Genomic DNA, 18839 nt, shown 5'->3' on the forward strand with positions numbered 1-18839 from the left:
ATGACCAACGACATCGAACGACATGCGCCGGACGTATGGCGCAAAACCGCGGATGCGCTGCAGCGGCAGGACATGGCCTCGATCGACACGTCCAAGGGCGTGAACAGGAACGGTGCGCCGCTGCTCGGTGACACCCGTGACCTGTTCCGCCCGAAAACCGGCGATATCCCCGCACAACCCGGCGTCTACAAATGGCGTGACGGCGAGGGCCGCGTGATCTACGTCGGTAAAGCCAAAAACCTGCGCAACCGGCTGACCAACTATTTCCAGCCGCTCTACCTGTTGCACCCGCGCACGCAGACGATGGTGCTCACCGCCCGAAGCCTCGAATGGACGGTCGTCGGCACCGAGCTTGAGGCGCTCACGCTTGAATACACGTGGATCAAGGAATTCGACCCGCGGTTCAACGTGCAGTTTCGAGACGACAAGACCTACCCGTATCTGGCTATCTCGGCGGGGGAGACATACCCGCGCGTGTGGGTGACGCGCAGTCGCAAGCGACGTGACAGCCGGTATTTCGGACCGTACGCGAAGGTATGGGAGCTGCGCAAATCGCTGGACAAGCTGCTACGCACATTTCCCGTGCGCACCTGCACCGACAGCGTGTTCCGCAAGGCCGAACTGACGGGACGGCCCTGTCTGCTCGCCTCGATCGGCAAATGCTCCGCGCCGTGCGTTCGCCGCATCGACGCCAAAGACCATCGCCGCATGTGCGAGCAGTTGGTCGGCGTGATGACCGGCAGACTCGGCAAATCGTACATCGCCCAGCTCACGCGCGACATGAAAGAAGCCAGCGCCGAACTCGAGTTCGAGAAGGCCGCACGGCTGCGCGACGAGATCCAGATGCTCGGCACTGTCATGCAGCAGAACGCGGTTGTATTCGACCAAGACGTGGACGCCGACGTGTTCGGCATGGCCTGCGATGAACTCGAGGCGTCGGTGCACGCATTTTACGTGCGCGACGGATCGATACGAGGGGAGCGCAACTGGAGCGTCGAACGTGTTGAGGACATCAGTGACGCGGAACTGATCGCCGATCTCATCGTACAGGTGTATGCGGGCGAGGATCCCAGGGATGCCGGCGACGTCGCTACCAAGGTCGAAGAGAGGCGCGAGGCGATCGGCTCGACCCAGTCGATGACCGCGACTGACGCGGTGTCCAGAGCCCAGGCGACCCGAGAACGGCACGAACGTCAGGAGCAGACAGGCCGGGCCGACCTGCTCGCACCGATCTCACCGATCCCGCGGGAGGTCATCGTCCCAGTCGAACCCGTTCGCCGCGAGGAACTCGAATCGTGGCTATCCGGGCTGCGCGGTGCGGCCGTGACCATCCGCACCGCGCAGCGTGGCGAGAAGAAGACACTGATGGAACGCGCGACGGACAATGCGAATCAGGCGCTGCAACGCAGCAAGATGAGCCGCATCAGCGACATGGGCGCACGCTCCGACGCCATGAACGACGTAGCTAGGGCACTGGGCCTTGCACAGGCGCCGTTGCGCATCGAATGCTACGACATCTCGAATACCGTCGGCGGTGCTTTCCAAGTCGCCTCGATGGTGGTGTTCGAGGACGCGCTCGCCAAGAAGTCCGAATACCGCCGCTTCGCCATTCGGGGCAAGGACGGCAATGGCGTGGCCGACGATCTGAGCGCCCTGTACGAAACGCTGACCAGACGGTTTAAGCACGGCAACATCGCCGGCGACTCCGGAGAAAGCATAGACAACGAACGCCGAGAGCGCGAGGCTGCGGATGTGGCCGGAGAACAGAACTGCATGGACGAATCGGCATTCGGCAACAACGATTCGACGATCTCACCGGCCATGCGGCAGAGCGTCGTGCAGCAAAACACGGATCGGCGGCGCTTCGCCTATAAGCCGAACCTCATCGTCGTCGACGGCGGACAGCCTCAGGTCATGGCCGCGGCCAAGGCGCTCGCCGACTGTGGTGTGGACGACGTGGCGTTGTGCGGACTGGCCAAACGGCTCGAAGAGGTATGGGTGCCGGACGACGATTACCCGATCATCCTCAAGCGCCAGTCCCAAGGCATGTACCTGCTGCAACGTGTGCGCGACGAATCCCACCGGTTCGCCATCACCTATCACCGACAGACCCGGCGCAAAGGCGCTCTGCGCTCCGCGTTGGACGACATTCCTGGCATTGGTGAAGCCTACCAGAAACGACTACTCGGCCACTTCGGTTCGGTCCGCGCCATGCGCGAAGCCAGCGTCGAGGAGCTCGAACAGGTCAAGGGCGTCGGCCATGCCAAGGCTGAGACCATATACCGCGCCTTGCACGCGCAGCCGCAGCAACAATCGTCGAAATCGTCGAACGCCTGATCGCGGATTGGCGACAGTGGACAGATGAGTACCACCTCGACCGTCCGTCGTCGCATGGGCTAGGATGGGAACGGAACGAAGGAGGGGATATGGCACAGACCGTCAACCATTGCGCCGTGCTCGGCAAGCCCATCGCACATTCGCTGTCACCGGTGTTGCACAACGCCGCCTATCATGCGCTGGGACTTGACGATTGGGAGTATGGGCGTCACGAGGTCGGTGAGACTGATCTTGGCGATTTCCTGAACGGGCTCGACCCGACATGGCATGGCCTGAGCCTGACCATGCCGCTCAAGAAAACCATTCAGCCGTATGGCACTCCCAAGGATGCGTGGGCCGAGCGGCTGAACGTTGCCAATACGGCCGTATTCAACTGGGCGGACGCTGAGAATAACGGCGGCCGGCCGGCCATCTCGCTGTACAACACCGATGTGCCGGGCATTCTCTATGCCTTCGGCCATGCCTGCGACGTCGATTCCGGCCCGTCCCTGGAAGAACGTGATCTTGCCCACGCGGTCGTCATCGGCAACGGCAACACGGCGGCATCGGCGGTGAGCGCCGCCGCGGTCATGATCGCGGGAACCTCTTCATCCTCCCGCGGCACGATCACCGTGGCTGCCCGGAATCCCGGCAAGAACCCCGATCTGACCCGCATCATAGCCGGCGATGACACCATCGACCTGTGCGAGACCACGCTGGACGACATCGCCGAAACCCTGCGTGACGCCGACATCGTCATCAGCACGATTCCCGGACATGCCGCCGACGCGATCGCGCAACAGATCGCAGCGGACGATATGTTCCGTCCGAAGGGAATACTGCTGGACGTGGTGTACGATCCGCGTCCCAGCGCGCTGATCCGTGCGTGGCGCGAGCGTGGCGCGATGGCGATGGGCGGCGAGGAGATGCTGCTGTACCAAGCCATTCTACAGGTGCGGCTCATGACCGGTTCCCAAGGCGAAGCGGCCTTGGACGGGCGTGATTGGATGACGGTATTGGAACAGCCCATGCGCGAGGCGCTTGAGGAGGCATTGTGATGACCGAAACGGCATTGCGGACAACCGTTTCCGCAACCGCGAATACGCCCGGCGGCAGCGAACCCGCTCCCGCCGACGGCTTCGAAGTGCTGCTCATCACCGGCATGTCCGGCGCCGGGCGTTCCCATGCCGCCGACAGCGTCGAGGACATGGGCTGGTACGTGGTCGACAATATCCCGCCGAAGCTGCTGGTGCCGTTGGTCGATATGATGACCCAGGGCGGCGGACGATCCGGCACCGGCGTGCACAAGCTCGCCGCCGTCATCGACGTGCGCTCGCGCGAATACTTCGACGACCTGTCCGCCGTGCTCAGCCATCTCGACGATCTCGGTGTCAAGACCCGCATCCTGTTCCTCGATGCCAGCAACGACGTGCTCATCAAACGCTACGAATCCGTGCGCCGCCCGCATCCCCTGCAGCACGGCAACCGTCTCATCGACGGCATCAAAGAGGAGCGCGCGCTGCTCATGAACCTCAAGGAACGCGCTGATGTCGTCATCGACACCTCCGCGTTGAGCATCCACCAGCTGTCGACCAAGCTGTACGAGGCACTGCTCGGCTCCGGCCCGAAGACCGTGGCGGTGCATATCTTCAGCTTCGGGTTCAAATACGGCGTTCCCTTGGATGCCGACTTCGTGGCCGACGTGCGCTTCCTGCCGAACCCGTTCTGGGTGCCGAGCCTGAGGGAGCTCACCGGTCAGGACAAGCCGGTGTCGGACTATGTGCTGGGCAGCGAGGGCGCGGGGGAGTTCCTCGACGCGTACGAACAGGCCATCCTCGTTGCGCTAAAGGGGTATGCGCAGGAGGACAAGCATTTCGTGACCATCGCCATCGGATGCACTGGTGGGCAGCATCGCTCCGTCGCCATGAGCGAGGCGCTTGCCGTGCGATTGCGTGCGCATGGTCTCACCGTCAGCGTCTCGGCACGTGAGCTGCAACGTCGGCATGGCGACCGGTGATCCGTCGGTCTCAATACTGATGACCACATGGCGAGAAATCACAGCCCAAAGTGTGATTGAATGCGCTTGAGTTGTCCAAGTGATCAGATATCACAGTAAGCCGATGGCACGATGGGTGGATGCCCAAGCAACAGGCCGAAACGGCGAAGAGAACGGGAAGTAGGAGGTTGGCTCTTGGCTCTTCTGGATGACGTCAAAAGCGAACTCGCCGCAATCGATAACGAACTGCCTGCGGCCCGCAAGGCGCAGGTCACCGCGATGATTCGTTTCGGCGGCGGATTGAGGCTCGTGCAGAGGCAGATCATCGTGCAGGCTCAATTCGATTCCCTTGAAGCCGCCAAGTGGCTTCAGGACAACATCCGTGACCTGTATGGCCATGAGGCGGTACTCACTCAGGTGGCCCGTCAGACGCCCAGCGGCACCGTACAGCGCTATCTCGTCCACGTCGACCGGGGCGGCGCGGCGCTCGCGCTGCAGACCGGTCTGCTCGACCGGCGCAAGCAACTGGTGCGCGGCCTGCCGGCAGAGATCGTCAACGGCAACATTGCGCAGGTCAAGGCCGCATGGCGCGGTGCGTTCCTCGCGCACGGCGGCCTGTCCGATCCGGGCAAGGCCAGCTATCTCGAGATCACCTGCCCGTGCAACGAGGCCGCCCTTGCACTGGCCGGCGCGGCTCGGCGCCTCGGCATCAGCGCGAAGCCGCGCCAGCTGCGCAGCTCCGAACGCGTGACACTCAAGGACCCCGACGCGATCGAACGCATGCTCAACCTTATGGGCGCTCCCCGTTCCGCCCGCGAATGGACCGGTAAGCGTTCCGACGGCGAGGCCCGCGGCAAGGCGAACCGTCTGGCGAACTTCGACGACGCGAACATGCGCCGTAGTGCCAAGGCCGCCGCCGAAGCGAGCGAGAAGGTGCGCAAGGCCTTCGAGATCCTCGGCGACGATGTGCCCGAGAACCTCAAGGCGGCGGGACAGCTCCGCCTCGACCACGGTGACGCCAGCCTCGAGGAGCTTGGCCGTCTGGCCGATCCGCCCATTACCAAGGATGCGATCGCAGGACGTATCCGTCGTCTGCTGCAGCTGGCCGACAAGACCGCCAAGGCGAAGGGCGTCAGCTTCTGATCCGTCCGCCGGCGAAATGATCCGTCAAGCAAAACACCGCCTCGCATCTTGCGAATGGCGGTGTTTTTGTTCGTTCGGCCTTGTATCATCGCTAATGGCGTATCCACGTCACCACTCTTCCCGCGACCCGTCGCGCATGCTTCGGACCGCGCGGTTAGGAAAGGATATTCATGAAGACACTCAAGGATCTTGGAGATCTCAAGGGCAAGCGCGTTCTGGTTCGCGCCGATTTCAATGTCCCGCTGGACGGCACCACGATCACCGATGATGGTCGTATCAAGGCCGCCCTGCCGACCATCAAGACGCTGCGCGAAGAGGGCGCGAAGGTCATCCTGATGGCCCATCTCGGCCGCCCGAAGGGCAAGGTTGTTCCCGAGCTGTCCCTGGCTCCGGTCGCCGCCCGTCTCGGCGAGCTGCTCGGCATCACCGTGCCGCTGGCCAAGGACACCTATGGCGAGGACGCGCAGGCCAAGGTCGCCGCGATGAACGACGGTGACGTGGTGCTGCTCGAGAACGTGCGCTTCAACCCGGAGGAGACCAGCAAGGATCCGGCCGAGCGCGCCGCCTACGCTAAGAAGATCGCCGCCCTCGGCGAGGCCTTCGTCTCCGACGGCTTCGGTGTCGTGCACCGCGCCCAGGGCTCCAACTACGACGTGGCCGCCGACCTGCCGGCCGCCGCGGGCCTGCTGGTCGAGAAGGAAGTCAAGGCCCTGTCCAAGGCCACCGAGAACCCGGAGCGCCCGTTCACCGTCGTGCTCGGTGGTTCCAAGGTCTCCGACAAGCTCGGCGTGATCGAGAACCTGCTCGACAAGGCCAACCGCCTCGTCATCGGCGGCGGCATGGTGTTCACCTTCCTCAAGGCCAAGGGCTACGAGGTCGGCACCTCCCTGCTCGAGGAAGACCAGCTCGACAAGGTCAAGGGCTACATCGAGACCGCCGAGAAGAACGGCGTCGAGCTCGTGCTGCCGACCGACATCGTCGTGAACCCGGGCTTCCCGAAGTCCGACGCCGACGTTGCTCCGGAGGTCGTTCCGGCTGACGCCATCCCGGCCGACAAGATGGGCCTCGACATCGGCCCGGAGTCCCAGAAGCTGTTCCACGACAAGATCGTGGACTCCAAGACCGTCGTGTGGAACGGCCCGATGGGCGTGTTCGAGATCGCGGCTTTCGCCGACGGCACCCGTGCCGTGGCGCAGGGACTGGTCGATGCGACCAAGGCCGGCGCGTTCACCATCGTCGGCGGCGGCGACTCCGCCTCCGCGGTGCGCAACCTCGGCTTCCCGGAGGACGGCTTCTCGCACATCTCCACCGGTGGCGGCGCCTCCCTCGAGTTCCTCGAGGGCAAGGAACTGCCGGGCCTGAAGGTGCTCGAGTAAGGCTTTCCCTTTTCTCATGTTCGATAGGCTCCCCTTGCCAACGGGGAGCCTATTTAGTCGTTAGGAGACATACGTATGGCGTCCAAGCGCATCCCGCTGGTGGCTGGCAACTGGAAAATGAACTTCGACCATCTCGAGGCCACGTATTTCGTGCAGAAGCTCGTCTGGCTGCTACGAGACGCGCACTTCGACTACAAGCGCTGCGAGGTCGCGCTCATGCCGTCGTTCACGTCCATCCGCAGCGTGCAGGTGCTTGTCGAAGCCGACAACCTCAAGATCCGCTATGGTGCGCAGTCCGTCTCCGTGACCACGCAGGGCTCGTTCACCGGTGACGTGTCCGCCGACATGCTCGCCGCGCTTGGCTGCACCTACGTGATCGTCGGTCATTCCGAACGGCGCAAATACCATCCCGAGGATGACGCGAACATCGTCGACCAAGTGCGCGCCGTGCTCGCGGCCGGCATGCGTCCGATCCTGTGCGTCGGCGAAAGTTTTGAGGAAAGGCGTCAAGGCATCGAGCTCGACTTCGCCGTGGGCCAGGTGCACGACGTCACCCGCGATCTGTCGCGCGATCAGGCCGCCAAGCTCATCATCGCCTACGAGCCGGTGTGGGCCATCGGTACGGGCATGGTCGCCACGCCCCGCACCGCTCAGGACGCGGCCAAGGCGATCCGTGACGATTTGAAGGCAACGTTCGGCGCGGATATCGCCGACGGCGTGCGCATCCTGTACGGCGGATCCGTCAGCTCGAAGAACGCGGCCGAACTGATCCGCGAACCGGACGTCGACGGATTCCTCATCGGCGGGGCCGCACTGGACGCCGACGAGTTGGCTCGGATATCGCGGCTGACCATTGCCGTGGCGGACGGCCGCTGACGTGACGGTCGGAGACGTCCGCATTCCAACGCCGCGAACGCAATGTTCAAGCCCTTGCGCTATGGTGTAGGGCAGTGTGATTTAGAACTGGAGGTTCTCATATGTCCGCTTGGGCCATCGTCAAGCTTGTGCTGCAGATCATCGTCGTCATCTTCAGCCTGCTGCTCACCCTGCTCATCCTCATGCACAAGGGCAAGGGCGGCGGCCTGTCCGACATGTTCGGCGGCGGCCTGACGCAGAACGCGGGCTCTTCGGGCGTGGCCGAGAAGAACCTGAACCGTTGGACCGTCATCATCGCCCTGCTGTGGGTGGCGATCATTATCGCCCTCGGCCTGATGACCAAGTTCAACCTCGTCTGATAGCCTATACGACATCGCAATGAGCCATGATCCCGATCGATCATGGCTCATTTTTCATGAAGGAAAGGATCGACTCATGGTCACCGCAAACCGCAATCGCGTCGTCATCGTCGGCACCGGTCAGGTCGGCTCGACCGCCGCGTTCGGCATCGTCACGCACGGCCTGTGCAACGAACTCGTCCTCATCGACCATTTCGCCGACAAGGCGTTGGGGGAAGCCCGCGACCTCGACGACGGCAGCGAATTCCAGGACCGTCACGTCAAGGTGCGCGTCGGCGACTACTCCGACTGTAAGGACGCGGACATCGTCGTCATCACCGTGGGACGCAAGCCGCCGGCGAACTCGAACCGCATGGCCGAACTCGGCTTCACGGTCGGACTGGTCGGCGACGTGATCGACCGGGTCATGGCATCCGGCTTCGACGGCGTGATCATCATGGTGTCCAATCCGGTCGACGTGATGGCCTGGTACGCATGGAAACGTTCCGGCCTGCCGCGCACGCAGGTGCTTGGTACCGGCACGGCGCTTGACACCTCTCGACTCAAGACCATCATCGGCGAGGAGACCGGCCTCGACCCGCGCAACGTGGGCGGTTTCGTCATGGGCGAGCACGGCAACTCGCAGTTCGCCGCATGGTCGACCGTCTCGCTTGGCGGCAAACCGTTCGTGAGGTTCCTCGCCGACAACCAGAGTCGTTTCTCGTCCGTCTCCACCGCCGAGGTCGAGGAGAAGACGCGTCGCCGCGGCGACGAGATCGTCAGGGCCAAGGGCGGCACCAACTACGGCATCGCCTCCACCGTCGCCGGCATCGTACAGACGATTCTGTGGGACGAGCGCCGCATCGTGCCCGTCTCCACGCTGCTCGACGGCGAATACGGCGAGCATGACGTGTTCCTCGGAGTGCCCACCGAACTGCGCGCCAACGGCGCGAACGAGATCGTCGAACTCGACCTGACCGACGACGAACTCGCCAAGCTGCACCGTTCTGCCGACATCGTCCGCGAGCACTGCGAGGGTCTGCTGTGAGCGGCGCGCGAGCCGGATACCGGCTGGTCGTCGCCGATCTCGATGGTACGCTGCTGCATGACGGACAGACGTTCGAACAGCGTTCCATCACCGATCGGGCCGTCGCGACGATCGAGCGTATGCACGAACGCGGCATCAAGTTCGTCATCGCCACCGCACGTCCGGTCAGCACCGGACTCGCCTTCGCCGACAGGCTGCCGGCCGACGCGGTCATCTACCTGAACGGCGCGCTGATCGACTTCGACCCCGCGCGATCCGACTTCGATCTGCTCACCGGCAAACGACCGGCCGAGGACGGCCATCTCGAAAAGATCGGTTTCCCGTCCTCCCGCGCTTGTGAGGTGTGCCGCGATTTCCTGCGTGAACTGCCGGGACTCAAGGTCGGCATCGTGATGGACGACGTGAGGTACACGAACTTCGACGTCAGCGTCTACTGGAAGACTCAGACGTGGCGCTACACCGACTTTTCGGACGGTGACGTCCCCGCCGGCATCGCCGACAAAATCACCGTCTTCCCCGACGACGAACAGTGGAAACGGCTGGAGACGATGGTGCCGGACGATTTCGACGTGCACATCTCCGAAGGCACGATGTGGATGCTCATGAGCCCCGAGGCCAACAAGGAACATGCGCTGCGCATCGTGTGCGACCGGCTGGGCGTACCGCTGGAGCATACCGTCACGTTCGGAGACGACGTGATCGACATCGCGATGATGCAGGAGTCCGGGCTCGGCGTGGCCGTGGCGAACGCGAATCCGAAAGTGATCGACATCGCGGACGAGATATGCCCAAGCAACAACGAAGACGGCGTCGCGCAGTGGATCGAGGCGCGGCTGCTGTGATCTGCGCGCAAGGTCGGCCCGGCCCGACGATTCGCGCCGTCGCGGGCGCGTTCCACGTAACGGAATCGCGCCCGCCGGCTGTAACGGCTGCACGCTAACCTGTTGTGCGGTAACGTAACGCGCAACAACAGGAGTGGATATGTCGCTGGCCATTCGAGTCATCCCATGCTTGGACGTCGATGCGGGTCGTGTGGTCAAAGGCGTGCATTTCGAGAACCTGCGCGACGCCGGCGACCCGGTCGAGCTGGCGGCCGAATACTATCGGCAGGGAGCCGACGAGCTGACGTTCCTCGACGTGACCGCATCCAGCTCGCACCGGCAGACCATGATCGACGTGGTGGCCCGCACCGCCGAACAGATCTTCATCCCGCTCACCGTCGGCGGTGGCGTGCGTACGCCGGAGGACGTGGATTCCCTGTTGCGCTGCGGCGCGGACAAGGTCGGCGTGAACACCGCCGCGATCAACGATCCGACGCTCATCAGCCGCGTCGCCGACCGATTCGGCAACCAGGTGCTCGTATTGTCGGTCGACGCGCGTCGCGAACGCGGCGAACAGCACACGCAGTCCGGTTTCGAAGTGACGACGATGGGTGGCCGCAAGTCGACCGGCATCGACGCGATCTGGTGGGCCAAACGGGCCGAGGAGCTCGGTGCGGGCGAAATCCTGCTCAATTCGATGGATGCGGACGGCACGCAGCAAGGATTCGATCTCGAGATGATCAGGGCCGTGCGCAAGGAAGTGAAGATCCCGATCATCGCATCGGGCGGCGCCGGCAAGGCGGCCGATTTTCCGCCGGCGATCGAGGCCGGCGCCGACGCGGTGCTCGCCGCATCGATCTTCCATTACGGCAAGGTCACCATCGGCGAGGTCAAGGATGAGCTGCGTCGCGCCGGCTACACCGTGCGCTGACCGGTCTCGCAGAACCGTAACGGCATATCGTCATCGCATCCAGCAAAGAGGGACGGACAGGTCATGGAATACGACAACAGCACGACACTCGACCCACGCATCGCCGAGCGTCTCAAACGAGACGCCAAGGGACTGGTCGCCGCGGTCATTCAGCAGTACGACACGCATGAAGTGCTCATGGTCGGCTATATGAACGACGAGGCGCTGCGCCGCACGCTCACCACCGGCCGGGTCACGTTCTGGTCGCGTTCGAGGCAGGAATACTGGCGCAAAGGCGATACGTCAGGACATGTGCAGTATGTGAAATCAGTGTCGCTCGACTGCGACGGGGATGCGCTGCTTGTCGAGGTCGACCAGGTAGGGGCCGCATGCCATACCGGCAAGCGCAGCTGTTTTCTCGAAGGAGGCCCGCTGCCGTGCGTCGAAGGACACCGTACGGCGACACAGACGGGCAGCGAAAACGCAGCGAAGGAACAGGAGGAACGGGCATGAGCGAATGCAGCGTCGAACATCTGACATGGGGCGCGACCTGGCCGAGCCGTGAACAGTTCCACGAACTGGCCGATGAAGGCTACCGCGTGATCCCGATCGTGCGTCGTCTGCTTGCCGACTCGCTCACGCCGGTCGGCTTTTACGAGCGTCTCGCCGGAGGCAGGACCGGCACGTTCATTCTCGAATCGGCCGAATACGGCGGCACATGGAGCCGCTACAGCTTCATCGGAGTACGGTCGATGGCCCAGTTGCGGTCCAATGACGGCAAAGCGGACTGGCTGGGCACCGTGCCGACCGGAGTGCCGACCAGCGGCGACGTGATAGAGGTCGCGCACGCCGCGCTGAAGACACTCAAAGCGCCGCACGTGGACGGTCTGCCAAACCTGACCAGCGGTCTGGCCGGCACCGTCGGCTGGGATGCGATCCGCCACTGGGAGCCGACGCTGCGCGCCGAAGCGCCGAACGAGACGGGCCAGCCGGAGACAGTGCTCGCGTTGGCCACCGACATCGCCGTGGTCGACCATGTGTCCGGCTCGGTGTGGCTCATCGCGAACGCAGTGAACGTGGACGACAAGCCGACCCGTGCCGACGCCGCGTACAACGAGGCCGTCGCACGGCTTGATCAGATGCAACGTGACGCGGCCACGCCGGTCGACGGCGAATCACGTGTGAACGTTCTTGATGAGACGGTCGCTCAGCCCGAGCTGCGGTTCCGCACTGAGAAGAGCCATTACGAGCAGGCCGTGGAAGCCGCCAAGAAGCATATCGTGGACGGCGACGTGTTCCAGGTCGTCATCTCGCAGCGGCTTGACATCGATTCGCCGGCCGACCCGTTCGACGTGTACCGTGTGCTGCGCACGCTCAACCCGAGCCCGTACATGTACTTCATGACGCTCACCGACGCCGAGGGCCGAGACTTCAACGTGATCGGCTCCAGCCCGGAAACGCTCATCAAGGTCGACAACGGACACGCGATGACATTCCCGATCGCCGGCTCCCGTCCGCGGGGCAAGACCCCGGAGGAGGACGCGCGCCTTGCCAAGGAGCTGCTCGCCGACCCGAAGGAGCGTAGCGAGCACATCATGCTCGTCGACCTCGCCCGCAACGATCTGAGCCGCGTATGCGACCCGACCACCGTCGAGGTCGTCTCGCTCATGGACATTAAACGGTTCAGCCACATCATGCACATCTGCTCGACCGTCACCGGCCGCGTGAACCCCGACATGACCGCGTTCGACGTGTTCACCTCGGCATTCCCGGCCGGTACGCTGTCGGGCGCGCCCAAGCCGCGTGCGATCGAGATCATCGACGAGCTGGAACCAGCCGACCGCGGCATCTATGGCGGCACTGTCGGCTACTTCGACTTCTCCGGCAATCTCGACATGGCCATCGCGATCCGCACCGCGTTCATCCGCGACCATGAGGCGAGCGTGCAGGCCGGCGCGGGCATCGTGCTCGACTCCGTGCCCGCCACCGAGTGGCAGGAGACGCGCAACAAAGCCGAGGCCAGCGTGGAAGCGGTCAAGATCGCCGCGCAGTTGCGCGCACTGTAGCTATCGGTCTGTCCCGTATCGTCAGGTGACAACGAGACCTGATGCGTGTGTGAGGGGGTTGTCATACAGGTTTTCTGTATGGCAACCCCCTCACATTCGTTTCGACGGCTACAGTGCTGGGAATGGCGTGATACCCGCGCCGGGCCGGTCAGATGACACTATCCGCGTATGGATGTGATTTACGGATGGGCCGCCGCAATACAAAACCCATGCCGTGCGCATGCGCGGCTTGCATATCGATTGGAGACGACGTATGACAGGACATGAGAATACGGATGCGGAGTTCCATGATACCGAAGATCGCCGGCAGCGGACAGGACGATATGCGGAATGGAGAAGATGGGGTTCTGCGATACTGGTCGTAGCATCGCTGACGATCATGCTGACGGGAGGTGCGCTGGCCTTGCGTCGTCTGAGCCGATCGGTGCCTTGGAACGGGTTGGCTGCGGACATCGTGAACGCACTGCCCGCGTCCCGCGATGCAGGATCGAAGGATACCATGTCGGCAGACGAGGCAGAACGCCGATATCCGAAGGAAACCAGCCCGGTCGATTTCAACGGCAACGGCGTGGACGACTACACCGATATCGTCGCCGGCGCTCGCAAGGACGCACAGGCCGCACCGACCTATGACAGCGGCTATTATCAGGGTGGTTACCCTCCGGATGACCGTGGCGCATGCACTGATCTGGTCTGGCGGGCCTTTCGAGAGGCGGGATACGACCTCAAGGCCATGGTCGATGCGGATATCGAGGCGGATCCCGCCAGCTACGCCGCCGTTGTCGGCGATCCTGACCCGAGCATCGACTTCCGACGCACCGGCGTGCTGGACGTGTTCTTTTCCAAGTACGGGCAGACGCTCACCACTGACGTGTCGGATCGCGGGCAATGGCAGGGCGGCGACATCGTCGTGTTCGAACATGTCAGGCACATCGGCGTGATCTCCGACAAACGTGATAGTGACGGCATCCCGTACGTCCTGCATAACATGGCGCAACGGCAACGGGAGAACAACTATCTCGCTTTCGCGCGGCATATGACCGTCACCGGTCACTACCGTTTCGACGCATCCAAGGTTCCGCAGTTGGTACTCAAGGCGTGGCGGTGATCCTGCGTGGCGTCTTCGTTAGCGGCGTCTCCGCATCGGATATGACATCACGGGGTTCGTTCTCGCCCGCGTACGCGATGGTCTTGTCCGCAGCCGGCGTGCTCCACGGGCGCGGCCGTTTCAGCCGTTGGAGGCGATACGTCCGTCGATATGGCGATTCCTGCGAGTTCGGGTTGCTGGTTAAGTAACCGGGTGAACATGACTTCTATATGCTCAACATGTTGTTCATATTTTTGGTGTCCGGTGTTTTCAACAACGTGTTGTGCGTTTCGTCTGATCGTTTCGCGTTCCGGATGGTGTCGTGTGCGTCTGCCGCTTTGATCTGATTCCCGTTGAAGGAGAAGGGGGGCGAACATATGCGTGGGACATTGCTGTATTGCCGGATGAAGACACGCCGATTTGGCTAATTCGACTGCATGAGGTAGATTTGCTTCCTGTTGTTTCATGCAACATCGGACCATAGCGCAGTTTGGTAGCGCACTTGACTGGGGGTCAAGGGGTCGCGGGTTCAAATCCCGCTGGTCCGACCAGAAAGCCCGGAATTTCAACGATTCCGGGCTTTTTCGTTTCTCCCTCCTCCCCTCTTTTTGCCCGCTCAGACACGATTCAGACACGACCAGACACGATGCCCCCATGACACGCCTCATATCGCCGGCGTGTCGCTGCTTCGCCCGGCGACTTCCATTTATCCGATTCCACCGGCTCATTACAACTTCTACACAATGCGGCCCCGCTCTCCCATCGTGGAGAACGGGGCCGTTTTTGTCGTTTCAGCCGGCTCTTCGGCGCAGCAACGGCACGATGCCGCTGAGGGTCACGTGGCCGTGTTGGTCGGTTGTGAGGCGTTTCTGGTGGATCCATGTGCGGATGGTCGAGGCGGGTAGCCGGATGCCGGCTTTGGCGCATTCACGGCTCAGCTGTTTCGGGGTGCCCTTCTTCTCGGATTGTGCGAGTTTGTCGAGCAGTCGGTCGGCGACGTAGGTGCGGTTCACCTGCGCGCCGCAGGAACGGCATTCGCCCATGTGGTCCCGTGGCGCGCCCCAGACGACGCCGTGCTTGCAGAACGGGCACGCGCCGAACGCCACCCTCGTCTGTGGCGGATCCACCATGCGGCTCACCCTGCCGGCCACGTCCACGACGTCCCTCCACCATTCGCTCGCATCCGATGCCGCGAGCAATGGCTCGTCGTCCTTGAGGATGGCGCGCACGAGCTCGGGAACACTGGCCGTTCTACGTGCGGCCGGCGGGCAACCGCACTGGAGCGCGGCAAGCCGTACCAGCTCCTCCACTTGGCAGTAGAGTTCCCACGCCTGTTCGCGGATGAGCAGCGGCGCGTGCGCCGACCTGCTGCGCACGCCTGTGTGGTCGCTGCCGCCGGTGCCGGCCTGGCGTGTGGCGATCAGCAGCAGGGCGGGCGTATCCACGGCTATCGACTTCAACGCCTCGCGGAACTTCCGGGCACAGGCCGCGCACACGTTGAGCCCGCCCGCATGGTTGCCGTCGTGGTTCGCGCAGTATCGGGTCATGGCCGCGCCCCTTTCACGTTGCCGAGGTGCTGATGGAGTTGTACCCGGCTGCCGGTGTCCCAGCCGCATGAGCACCACCAGTGGAACTTGCCGTCGTATTCGGTGACGATGAGATGCGGTTCACTCATGGTCGTCCACCTCGATCTTGTCGGCGTAGCGGATGTGTTCCTGCATGAGGCTCAGCGACGTGAAGTCGTGGCCGCACGAGCAGATGAACACCTTGCCCTGCTTGGCGGTGTCCACGAGACGATGGGTCATCAACGGGCGGGGCGCTTGGAAGGATGCTACGGGCATGAGGGTGGCTTTCTCTTCGATGTGGGCGAGGAACTGCTGGGGGCTGCGGGTCTTGTAGCCGCACGTGCATTCGCGCGTGGTGCCGGCCGCGGTGCCGAACCCGCTCGTCACGGCGGGCTGGCGGAGGAACTGGATGGCGGCCGGGTAGACGCGGCGCAGCCGGTGGTGCGTGGTCTCCGGCACGGGGATGACGCGCGGCCGGGGCTTCGCGTGGCGTTTGGGTTGGATGATGCTCATAATGGTCGCCTCCAAAGTCGGGTGAACAGTCGGACCTCTTCGTCCGACAAGCTGATGTTCGGGTTCCAGCGTTCCGCCGCCCGCCGTCTGGGTGGTTTGAACGGCTTCACGCTGATGGGCGCCCGATGACATTCGTGGATGGCAAGGTATTCGCCATCCGGGTCGATGCCGCGGGCCCCGCACGGATCCCGCAGCGAGAACAATCCGCCGGCGCCGTGCCGGATGATGCGGGTGAACCCGCGCTTGAGGATGATGACGGTCGCGAGGTCGTTCGCGTCGAGGATGCCGGGATCGTACTTCTCCCATACGGGACCCTGTTCGTCCACTGCCACCCATTCGCGGCAGCCATCGCACTTCCTCGCCTTCAGCCGGCCGGCGCACAGGCGCTTGAGCCATGGTGGCTTGCGTCTAGGCATGACCGCCTCCCAACTGCCGGTTGACGCTGCGCCAGATGGTCTCCAGCTCGCCGTCCTTCAATCCGCTGGCGTGGCCGCGCCGGTACAGGTCGTCGCGGATCCGCGAAGCGTTGTCGGGATGGTTCGCCAACCGCCCGTACGCCCACCGGTGAAGCGTGTCGTTACGCGATCCGGGTGCCACCGGCGTCATGTCGGGTTCGTTCCTGACGCTCTTGCCGGCCATGCGCGTCGAACGGTAGCGCGTGCGCATCATCACCGGCCTGGCCCCGTCCGGCTTCACGGCCGTGGGAGTTTCGCCTTCCACGTAGCCGTGAGCCTTCAGCCACGCGACCATCGCGACCGGCATCACGGGCGGCTCGCCGTCGGGCATATCCAGCAGCTTGTACCTTCCGCCATCGTCCAGCACGCTGCCGGCACCGATGACGTACCCCTTGCCCTCGCACCGGATGTCAACCGGCGCGCCCGTCAGATGCACGCCGTTCTTCAGCCGGCCCTTCAGCTCGTCGGGAATCAGGTAGTAGGCGTGCACGCTCGTCAATCCGTGGCGCTCGCCGGTGGGCGTGGACACCAAATAGGTGCGCGGGAACGCGTCGCCCCCATACGTGCCGATCTCGCGGCTGAACACGTCCCAGCCGGTGGGAGCATCCTGCAGCACGTTGCCGTTCCTGTCCTTGGCCACGTCGAGATCGATGACCGCCATACCGCCGGCCGGGATGACCGCGTACGCGCCGCCGCCATTGGGAACCGGCGTGGAGCCGGCGGGCAGATCCTTCACCTTCTGCCAGTCGTAGGATTTCTTTCCGTCCGACACGGTGGCGTAGTTGACCGGATAGCCGAGCTCGTCCGGCGTGACCGTCATATCGCCCTCGATGGGCTGCGGCGGCGCCACCACGGTTTCCTCTACGGCCTGGCTGATGTCATGCTCGCTCTTGGCCCGGTAGACCGCGAACACCTTCTCGTCCGCCACCACCAACACGCGGGCGACCTTGCCGTCGATGCGCTTGCACGTGGACTCCAAGCCGAGCTTGGTCACGCTGTTGCGGTGCGTGGCCGAGCTCGCGTAATAGGGGTTGTCGCCGCTGACCGCGTAGCCGACCGTGATGATCTGGTCGACGATCCACTGCTCGTGCTCGGTCAGGTCGTCGCCCGAGCCGATCGCCACGTCGTCCCACGGCTTGTCGGATTGCTCCCACAGGCGGCATGAGGCCATGAGGAACGGCACCGCACCGTGCTTCGCGCGGAACGCCAAGAGGTCTTTGAACTCGTGTTCGGCGCGGTTGTCCCTCATGCGGACGAACACGCGGCGGCGTTTCAATGCTTCGGTGTTCGCCATGATGACGGGATTGTTCGACGCGATGATGAACGTGGCCTTGTTGCGGAAACTGACCGTGTTCTCCTGGATGCGCCGGGCGGCCATCGTGTCGCCCGTGCCGATCTTCTTCAACAGGGTGGCCTGTTCCAAGGTGATGATGTCCGCGTCCTCGTCGTACGCCCACAGGGCGCCGATGAGTTTCAGCATCTCCTGATCGGTCGCGAACCCGCCGGCGCCCTTCGCGCCGCCCAGCAGGGTCTTCGCGTTCACCGCCGCCGACAGTCCGGGGAACGACTTGTTCAATGCTCCCAGCAGGATGCCCTTGCCGTTGCCTCCGCCGCCGTAGAGCACGTAGAAGAGATGCTTGTATGCCTCCAGCAGCGGCGTGGCGAACATGCGGCCGAGGTTCTGGGCGCTGTGCTCGTCGGCCGTCACGAACCTCAGGTACCGGCCGGCCTCGGCCACGAGCGCTTCGTCGTAATCCTCGCTAAGGCTGATCTCGAACGGATCCGTGAACATCGGGTCGCCGGGCAGCACACGGCGCACGCGCCCGTCGATGCGGTAGAACGCCATGTTCGCGAACTTCACCCCATGCCTGACGCGGCCCTTGAGCTTGGAGCATTCGACGCGCATCTGCACGTTCCACGGCAGATACACCTTGCTCGTGCCCTTGACGTGGTATTCGTCCTCAATGCTGCCGATCGCGTGCCGCGAGTCCAAGAGCCGGTTTGCGCCGCTCTCGTCCACGTCGCGCACGTAGATGGTGCGCTCGTCCTCGCCGAGCAGCATGGAGCCGTTGCGGAAGTCCCACAGGGCCTTCGCATACCCGTCGTCGAAGTATTCGCGGTTGTTGTTCATCTCGTCGCCTGCCGGCGAATGCCTGTACGACGCGACCGTGACGCCCCTCGCCGGTACGCAGCTGCGGCGAGACGATTCGGCCTGCGAGTATGTACCGGCGTTCAATGGCGATGTCTGCCTGTCGGGGATTCTCGCGGCCGCCGGGAATGGTCCGGCCGTGGCCTTGTTCACCGCGACCCGCCAGAGTCTTGTGCTCCA

Annotated in this window: 18 protein-coding genes and 1 tRNA gene; 14 read left to right on the forward strand and 5 right to left on the reverse strand. The window is 63.7% G+C overall.

Annotated elements, in window-relative coordinates; all coding sequences use genetic code 11:
• From uvrC to KIH76_RS09135, 14 genes are all read left to right on the forward strand, one after another.
• Positions 1–2337 carry an excinuclease ABC subunit UvrC gene (gene uvrC, locus KIH76_RS09070; RefSeq protein ID WP_214374713.1) on the forward strand — a complete coding sequence of 779 codons (2337 nt, stop codon included), beginning with the start codon at positions 1–3 and terminating at the stop codon, positions 2335–2337.
• 89 nt (positions 2338–2426) lie between these two features.
• Positions 2427–3374, forward strand: coding sequence for a shikimate dehydrogenase family protein (locus KIH76_RS09075; protein WP_219070396.1), 948 nt, complete (start codon positions 2427–2429; stop codon positions 3372–3374).
• Positions 3374–4333 carry an RNase adapter RapZ gene (gene rapZ / locus KIH76_RS09080; RefSeq protein ID WP_214374715.1) on the forward strand — a complete coding sequence of 320 codons (960 nt, stop codon included), beginning with the start codon at positions 3374–3376 and terminating at the stop codon, positions 4331–4333. Before KIH76_RS09075 ends, rapZ begins: the two co-directional genes overlap by 1 nt.
• A 174-nt stretch (positions 4334–4507) precedes the next feature.
• Entirely contained in the window at positions 4508–5455 is a 948-nt protein-coding gene (gene whiA, locus KIH76_RS09085) for a DNA-binding protein WhiA (RefSeq protein WP_214374716.1), read from the forward strand.
• A gap of 170 nt (positions 5456–5625) precedes the next feature.
• Positions 5626–6831 (forward strand): phosphoglycerate kinase, encoded by a 1206-nt coding sequence (locus KIH76_RS09090; RefSeq protein ID WP_214374717.1) that lies wholly within the window; start codon positions 5626–5628, stop codon positions 6829–6831.
• A gap of 75 nt (positions 6832–6906) precedes the next feature.
• The gene (tpiA, locus tag KIH76_RS09095; protein ID WP_219070398.1) at positions 6907–7707 is read left to right on the forward strand and encodes a triose-phosphate isomerase; all 801 of its coding nucleotides are present in this window, start codon (positions 6907–6909) and stop codon (positions 7705–7707) included.
• Between the two features lie 101 nt (positions 7708–7808).
• Positions 7809–8066, forward strand: coding sequence for a preprotein translocase subunit SecG (gene secG, locus KIH76_RS09100; protein ID WP_094729977.1), 258 nt, complete (start codon positions 7809–7811; stop codon positions 8064–8066).
• 76 nt (positions 8067–8142) lie between these two features.
• The gene (locus KIH76_RS09105) at positions 8143–9093 is read left to right on the forward strand and encodes an L-lactate dehydrogenase (protein WP_214374719.1); all 951 of its coding nucleotides are present in this window, start codon (positions 8143–8145) and stop codon (positions 9091–9093) included.
• Positions 9090–9935, forward strand: a complete 846-nt coding sequence (locus tag KIH76_RS09110; RefSeq protein WP_219070401.1) for an HAD family hydrolase — start codon at positions 9090–9092, stop codon at positions 9933–9935. The genes KIH76_RS09105 and KIH76_RS09110 overlap by 4 nt, the downstream gene beginning before the upstream one ends.
• 139 nt (positions 9936–10074) lie before the next feature.
• Positions 10075–10845, forward strand: a complete 771-nt coding sequence (gene hisF, locus KIH76_RS09115; protein WP_214374721.1) for an imidazole glycerol phosphate synthase subunit HisF — start codon at positions 10075–10077, stop codon at positions 10843–10845.
• A 63-nt stretch (positions 10846–10908) separates the two neighbouring features.
• A complete protein-coding gene (gene hisI / locus KIH76_RS09120; protein ID WP_214374722.1) occupies positions 10909–11337 on the forward strand; it encodes a phosphoribosyl-AMP cyclohydrolase in 429 nt (142 codons plus the stop codon).
• Positions 11334–12890, forward strand: a complete 1557-nt coding sequence (locus KIH76_RS09125) for an anthranilate synthase component I (RefSeq protein ID WP_214374723.1) — start codon at positions 11334–11336, stop codon at positions 12888–12890. Before hisI ends, KIH76_RS09125 begins: the two co-directional genes overlap by 4 nt.
• Positions 12891–13269: 379 nt before the next feature.
• Positions 13270–13998 carry a DUF1287 domain-containing protein gene (locus tag KIH76_RS09130; protein ID WP_214374732.1) on the forward strand — a complete coding sequence of 243 codons (729 nt, stop codon included), beginning with the start codon at positions 13270–13272 and terminating at the stop codon, positions 13996–13998.
• 453 nt (positions 13999–14451) lie between these two features.
• Positions 14452–14528 (forward strand) — tRNA-Pro (locus KIH76_RS09135).
• 240 nt (positions 14529–14768) lie between these two features.
• Here the strand turns inward: KIH76_RS09135 and KIH76_RS11605 are convergent.
• From KIH76_RS11605 to KIH76_RS09155, 5 genes are read right to left on the reverse strand one after another with little or no spacing between them, the layout of a single operon-like run.
• A complete protein-coding gene (locus KIH76_RS11605; protein WP_236036948.1) occupies positions 14769–15524 on the reverse strand; it encodes a hypothetical protein in 756 nt (251 codons plus the stop codon).
• Positions 15521–15652, reverse strand: coding sequence for a hypothetical protein (locus KIH76_RS11700; RefSeq protein ID WP_274608034.1), 132 nt, complete (start codon positions 15650–15652; stop codon positions 15521–15523). The genes KIH76_RS11605 and KIH76_RS11700 overlap by 4 nt, the downstream gene beginning before the upstream one ends.
• Positions 15645–16055 (reverse strand): hypothetical protein, encoded by a 411-nt coding sequence (locus KIH76_RS09145; RefSeq protein WP_214374724.1) that lies wholly within the window; start codon positions 16053–16055, stop codon positions 15645–15647. Before KIH76_RS09145 ends, KIH76_RS11700 begins: the two co-directional genes overlap by 8 nt.
• Entirely contained in the window at positions 16052–16471 is a 420-nt protein-coding gene (locus KIH76_RS09150; RefSeq protein ID WP_214374725.1) for a hypothetical protein, read from the reverse strand. Before KIH76_RS09150 ends, KIH76_RS09145 begins: the two co-directional genes overlap by 4 nt.
• The gene (locus KIH76_RS09155; protein WP_214374726.1) at positions 16464–18746 is read right to left on the reverse strand and encodes a bifunctional DNA primase/polymerase; all 2283 of its coding nucleotides are present in this window, start codon (positions 18744–18746) and stop codon (positions 16464–16466) included. Before KIH76_RS09155 ends, KIH76_RS09150 begins: the two co-directional genes overlap by 8 nt.
• Between the last annotated feature and the right edge of the window lie 93 nt (positions 18747–18839).

This window comes from Bifidobacterium simiiventris, assembly GCF_019331715.1.
Classification (GTDB): Bacteria; Actinomycetota; Actinomycetes; order Actinomycetales; family Bifidobacteriaceae; genus Bifidobacterium; species Bifidobacterium simiiventris.

Excerpts from the sequence above, each read along its gene's own strand:
- KIH76_RS09150 (WP_214374725.1), bottom strand. The coding sequence starts at position 16,471 with ATGCCTAGACGCAAGCCACCATGGCTCAAGCGCCTGTGCGCCGGCCGG.
- KIH76_RS11605 (WP_236036948.1), bottom strand. The coding sequence starts at position 15,524 with ATGACCCGATACTGCGCGAACCACGACGGCAACCATGCGGGCGGGCTC.
- uvrC (WP_214374713.1), top strand. The coding sequence starts at position 1 with ATGACCAACGACATCGAACGACATGCGCCGGACGTATGGCGCAAAACC.
- tpiA (WP_219070398.1), top strand. The coding sequence starts at position 6,907 with ATGGCGTCCAAGCGCATCCCGCTGGTGGCTGGCAACTGGAAAATGAAC.
- KIH76_RS11700 (WP_274608034.1), bottom strand. The coding sequence starts at position 15,652 with ATGAGTGAACCGCATCTCATCGTCACCGAATACGACGGCAAGTTCCAC.
- KIH76_RS09105 (WP_214374719.1), top strand. The coding sequence starts at position 8,143 with ATGGTCACCGCAAACCGCAATCGCGTCGTCATCGTCGGCACCGGTCAG.
- secG (WP_094729977.1), top strand. The coding sequence starts at position 7,809 with ATGTCCGCTTGGGCCATCGTCAAGCTTGTGCTGCAGATCATCGTCGTC.
- rapZ (WP_214374715.1), top strand. The coding sequence starts at position 3,374 with ATGACCGAAACGGCATTGCGGACAACCGTTTCCGCAACCGCGAATACG.
- KIH76_RS09090 (WP_214374717.1), top strand. The coding sequence starts at position 5,626 with ATGAAGACACTCAAGGATCTTGGAGATCTCAAGGGCAAGCGCGTTCTG.
- KIH76_RS09125 (WP_214374723.1), top strand. The coding sequence starts at position 11,334 with ATGAGCGAATGCAGCGTCGAACATCTGACATGGGGCGCGACCTGGCCG.
- hisF (WP_214374721.1), top strand. The coding sequence starts at position 10,075 with ATGTCGCTGGCCATTCGAGTCATCCCATGCTTGGACGTCGATGCGGGT.
- KIH76_RS09075 (WP_219070396.1), top strand. The coding sequence starts at position 2,427 with ATGGCACAGACCGTCAACCATTGCGCCGTGCTCGGCAAGCCCATCGCA.
- hisI (WP_214374722.1), top strand. The coding sequence starts at position 10,909 with ATGGAATACGACAACAGCACGACACTCGACCCACGCATCGCCGAGCGT.
- KIH76_RS09130 (WP_214374732.1), top strand. The coding sequence starts at position 13,270 with ATGCTGACGGGAGGTGCGCTGGCCTTGCGTCGTCTGAGCCGATCGGTG.
- KIH76_RS09145 (WP_214374724.1), bottom strand. The coding sequence starts at position 16,055 with ATGAGCATCATCCAACCCAAACGCCACGCGAAGCCCCGGCCGCGCGTC.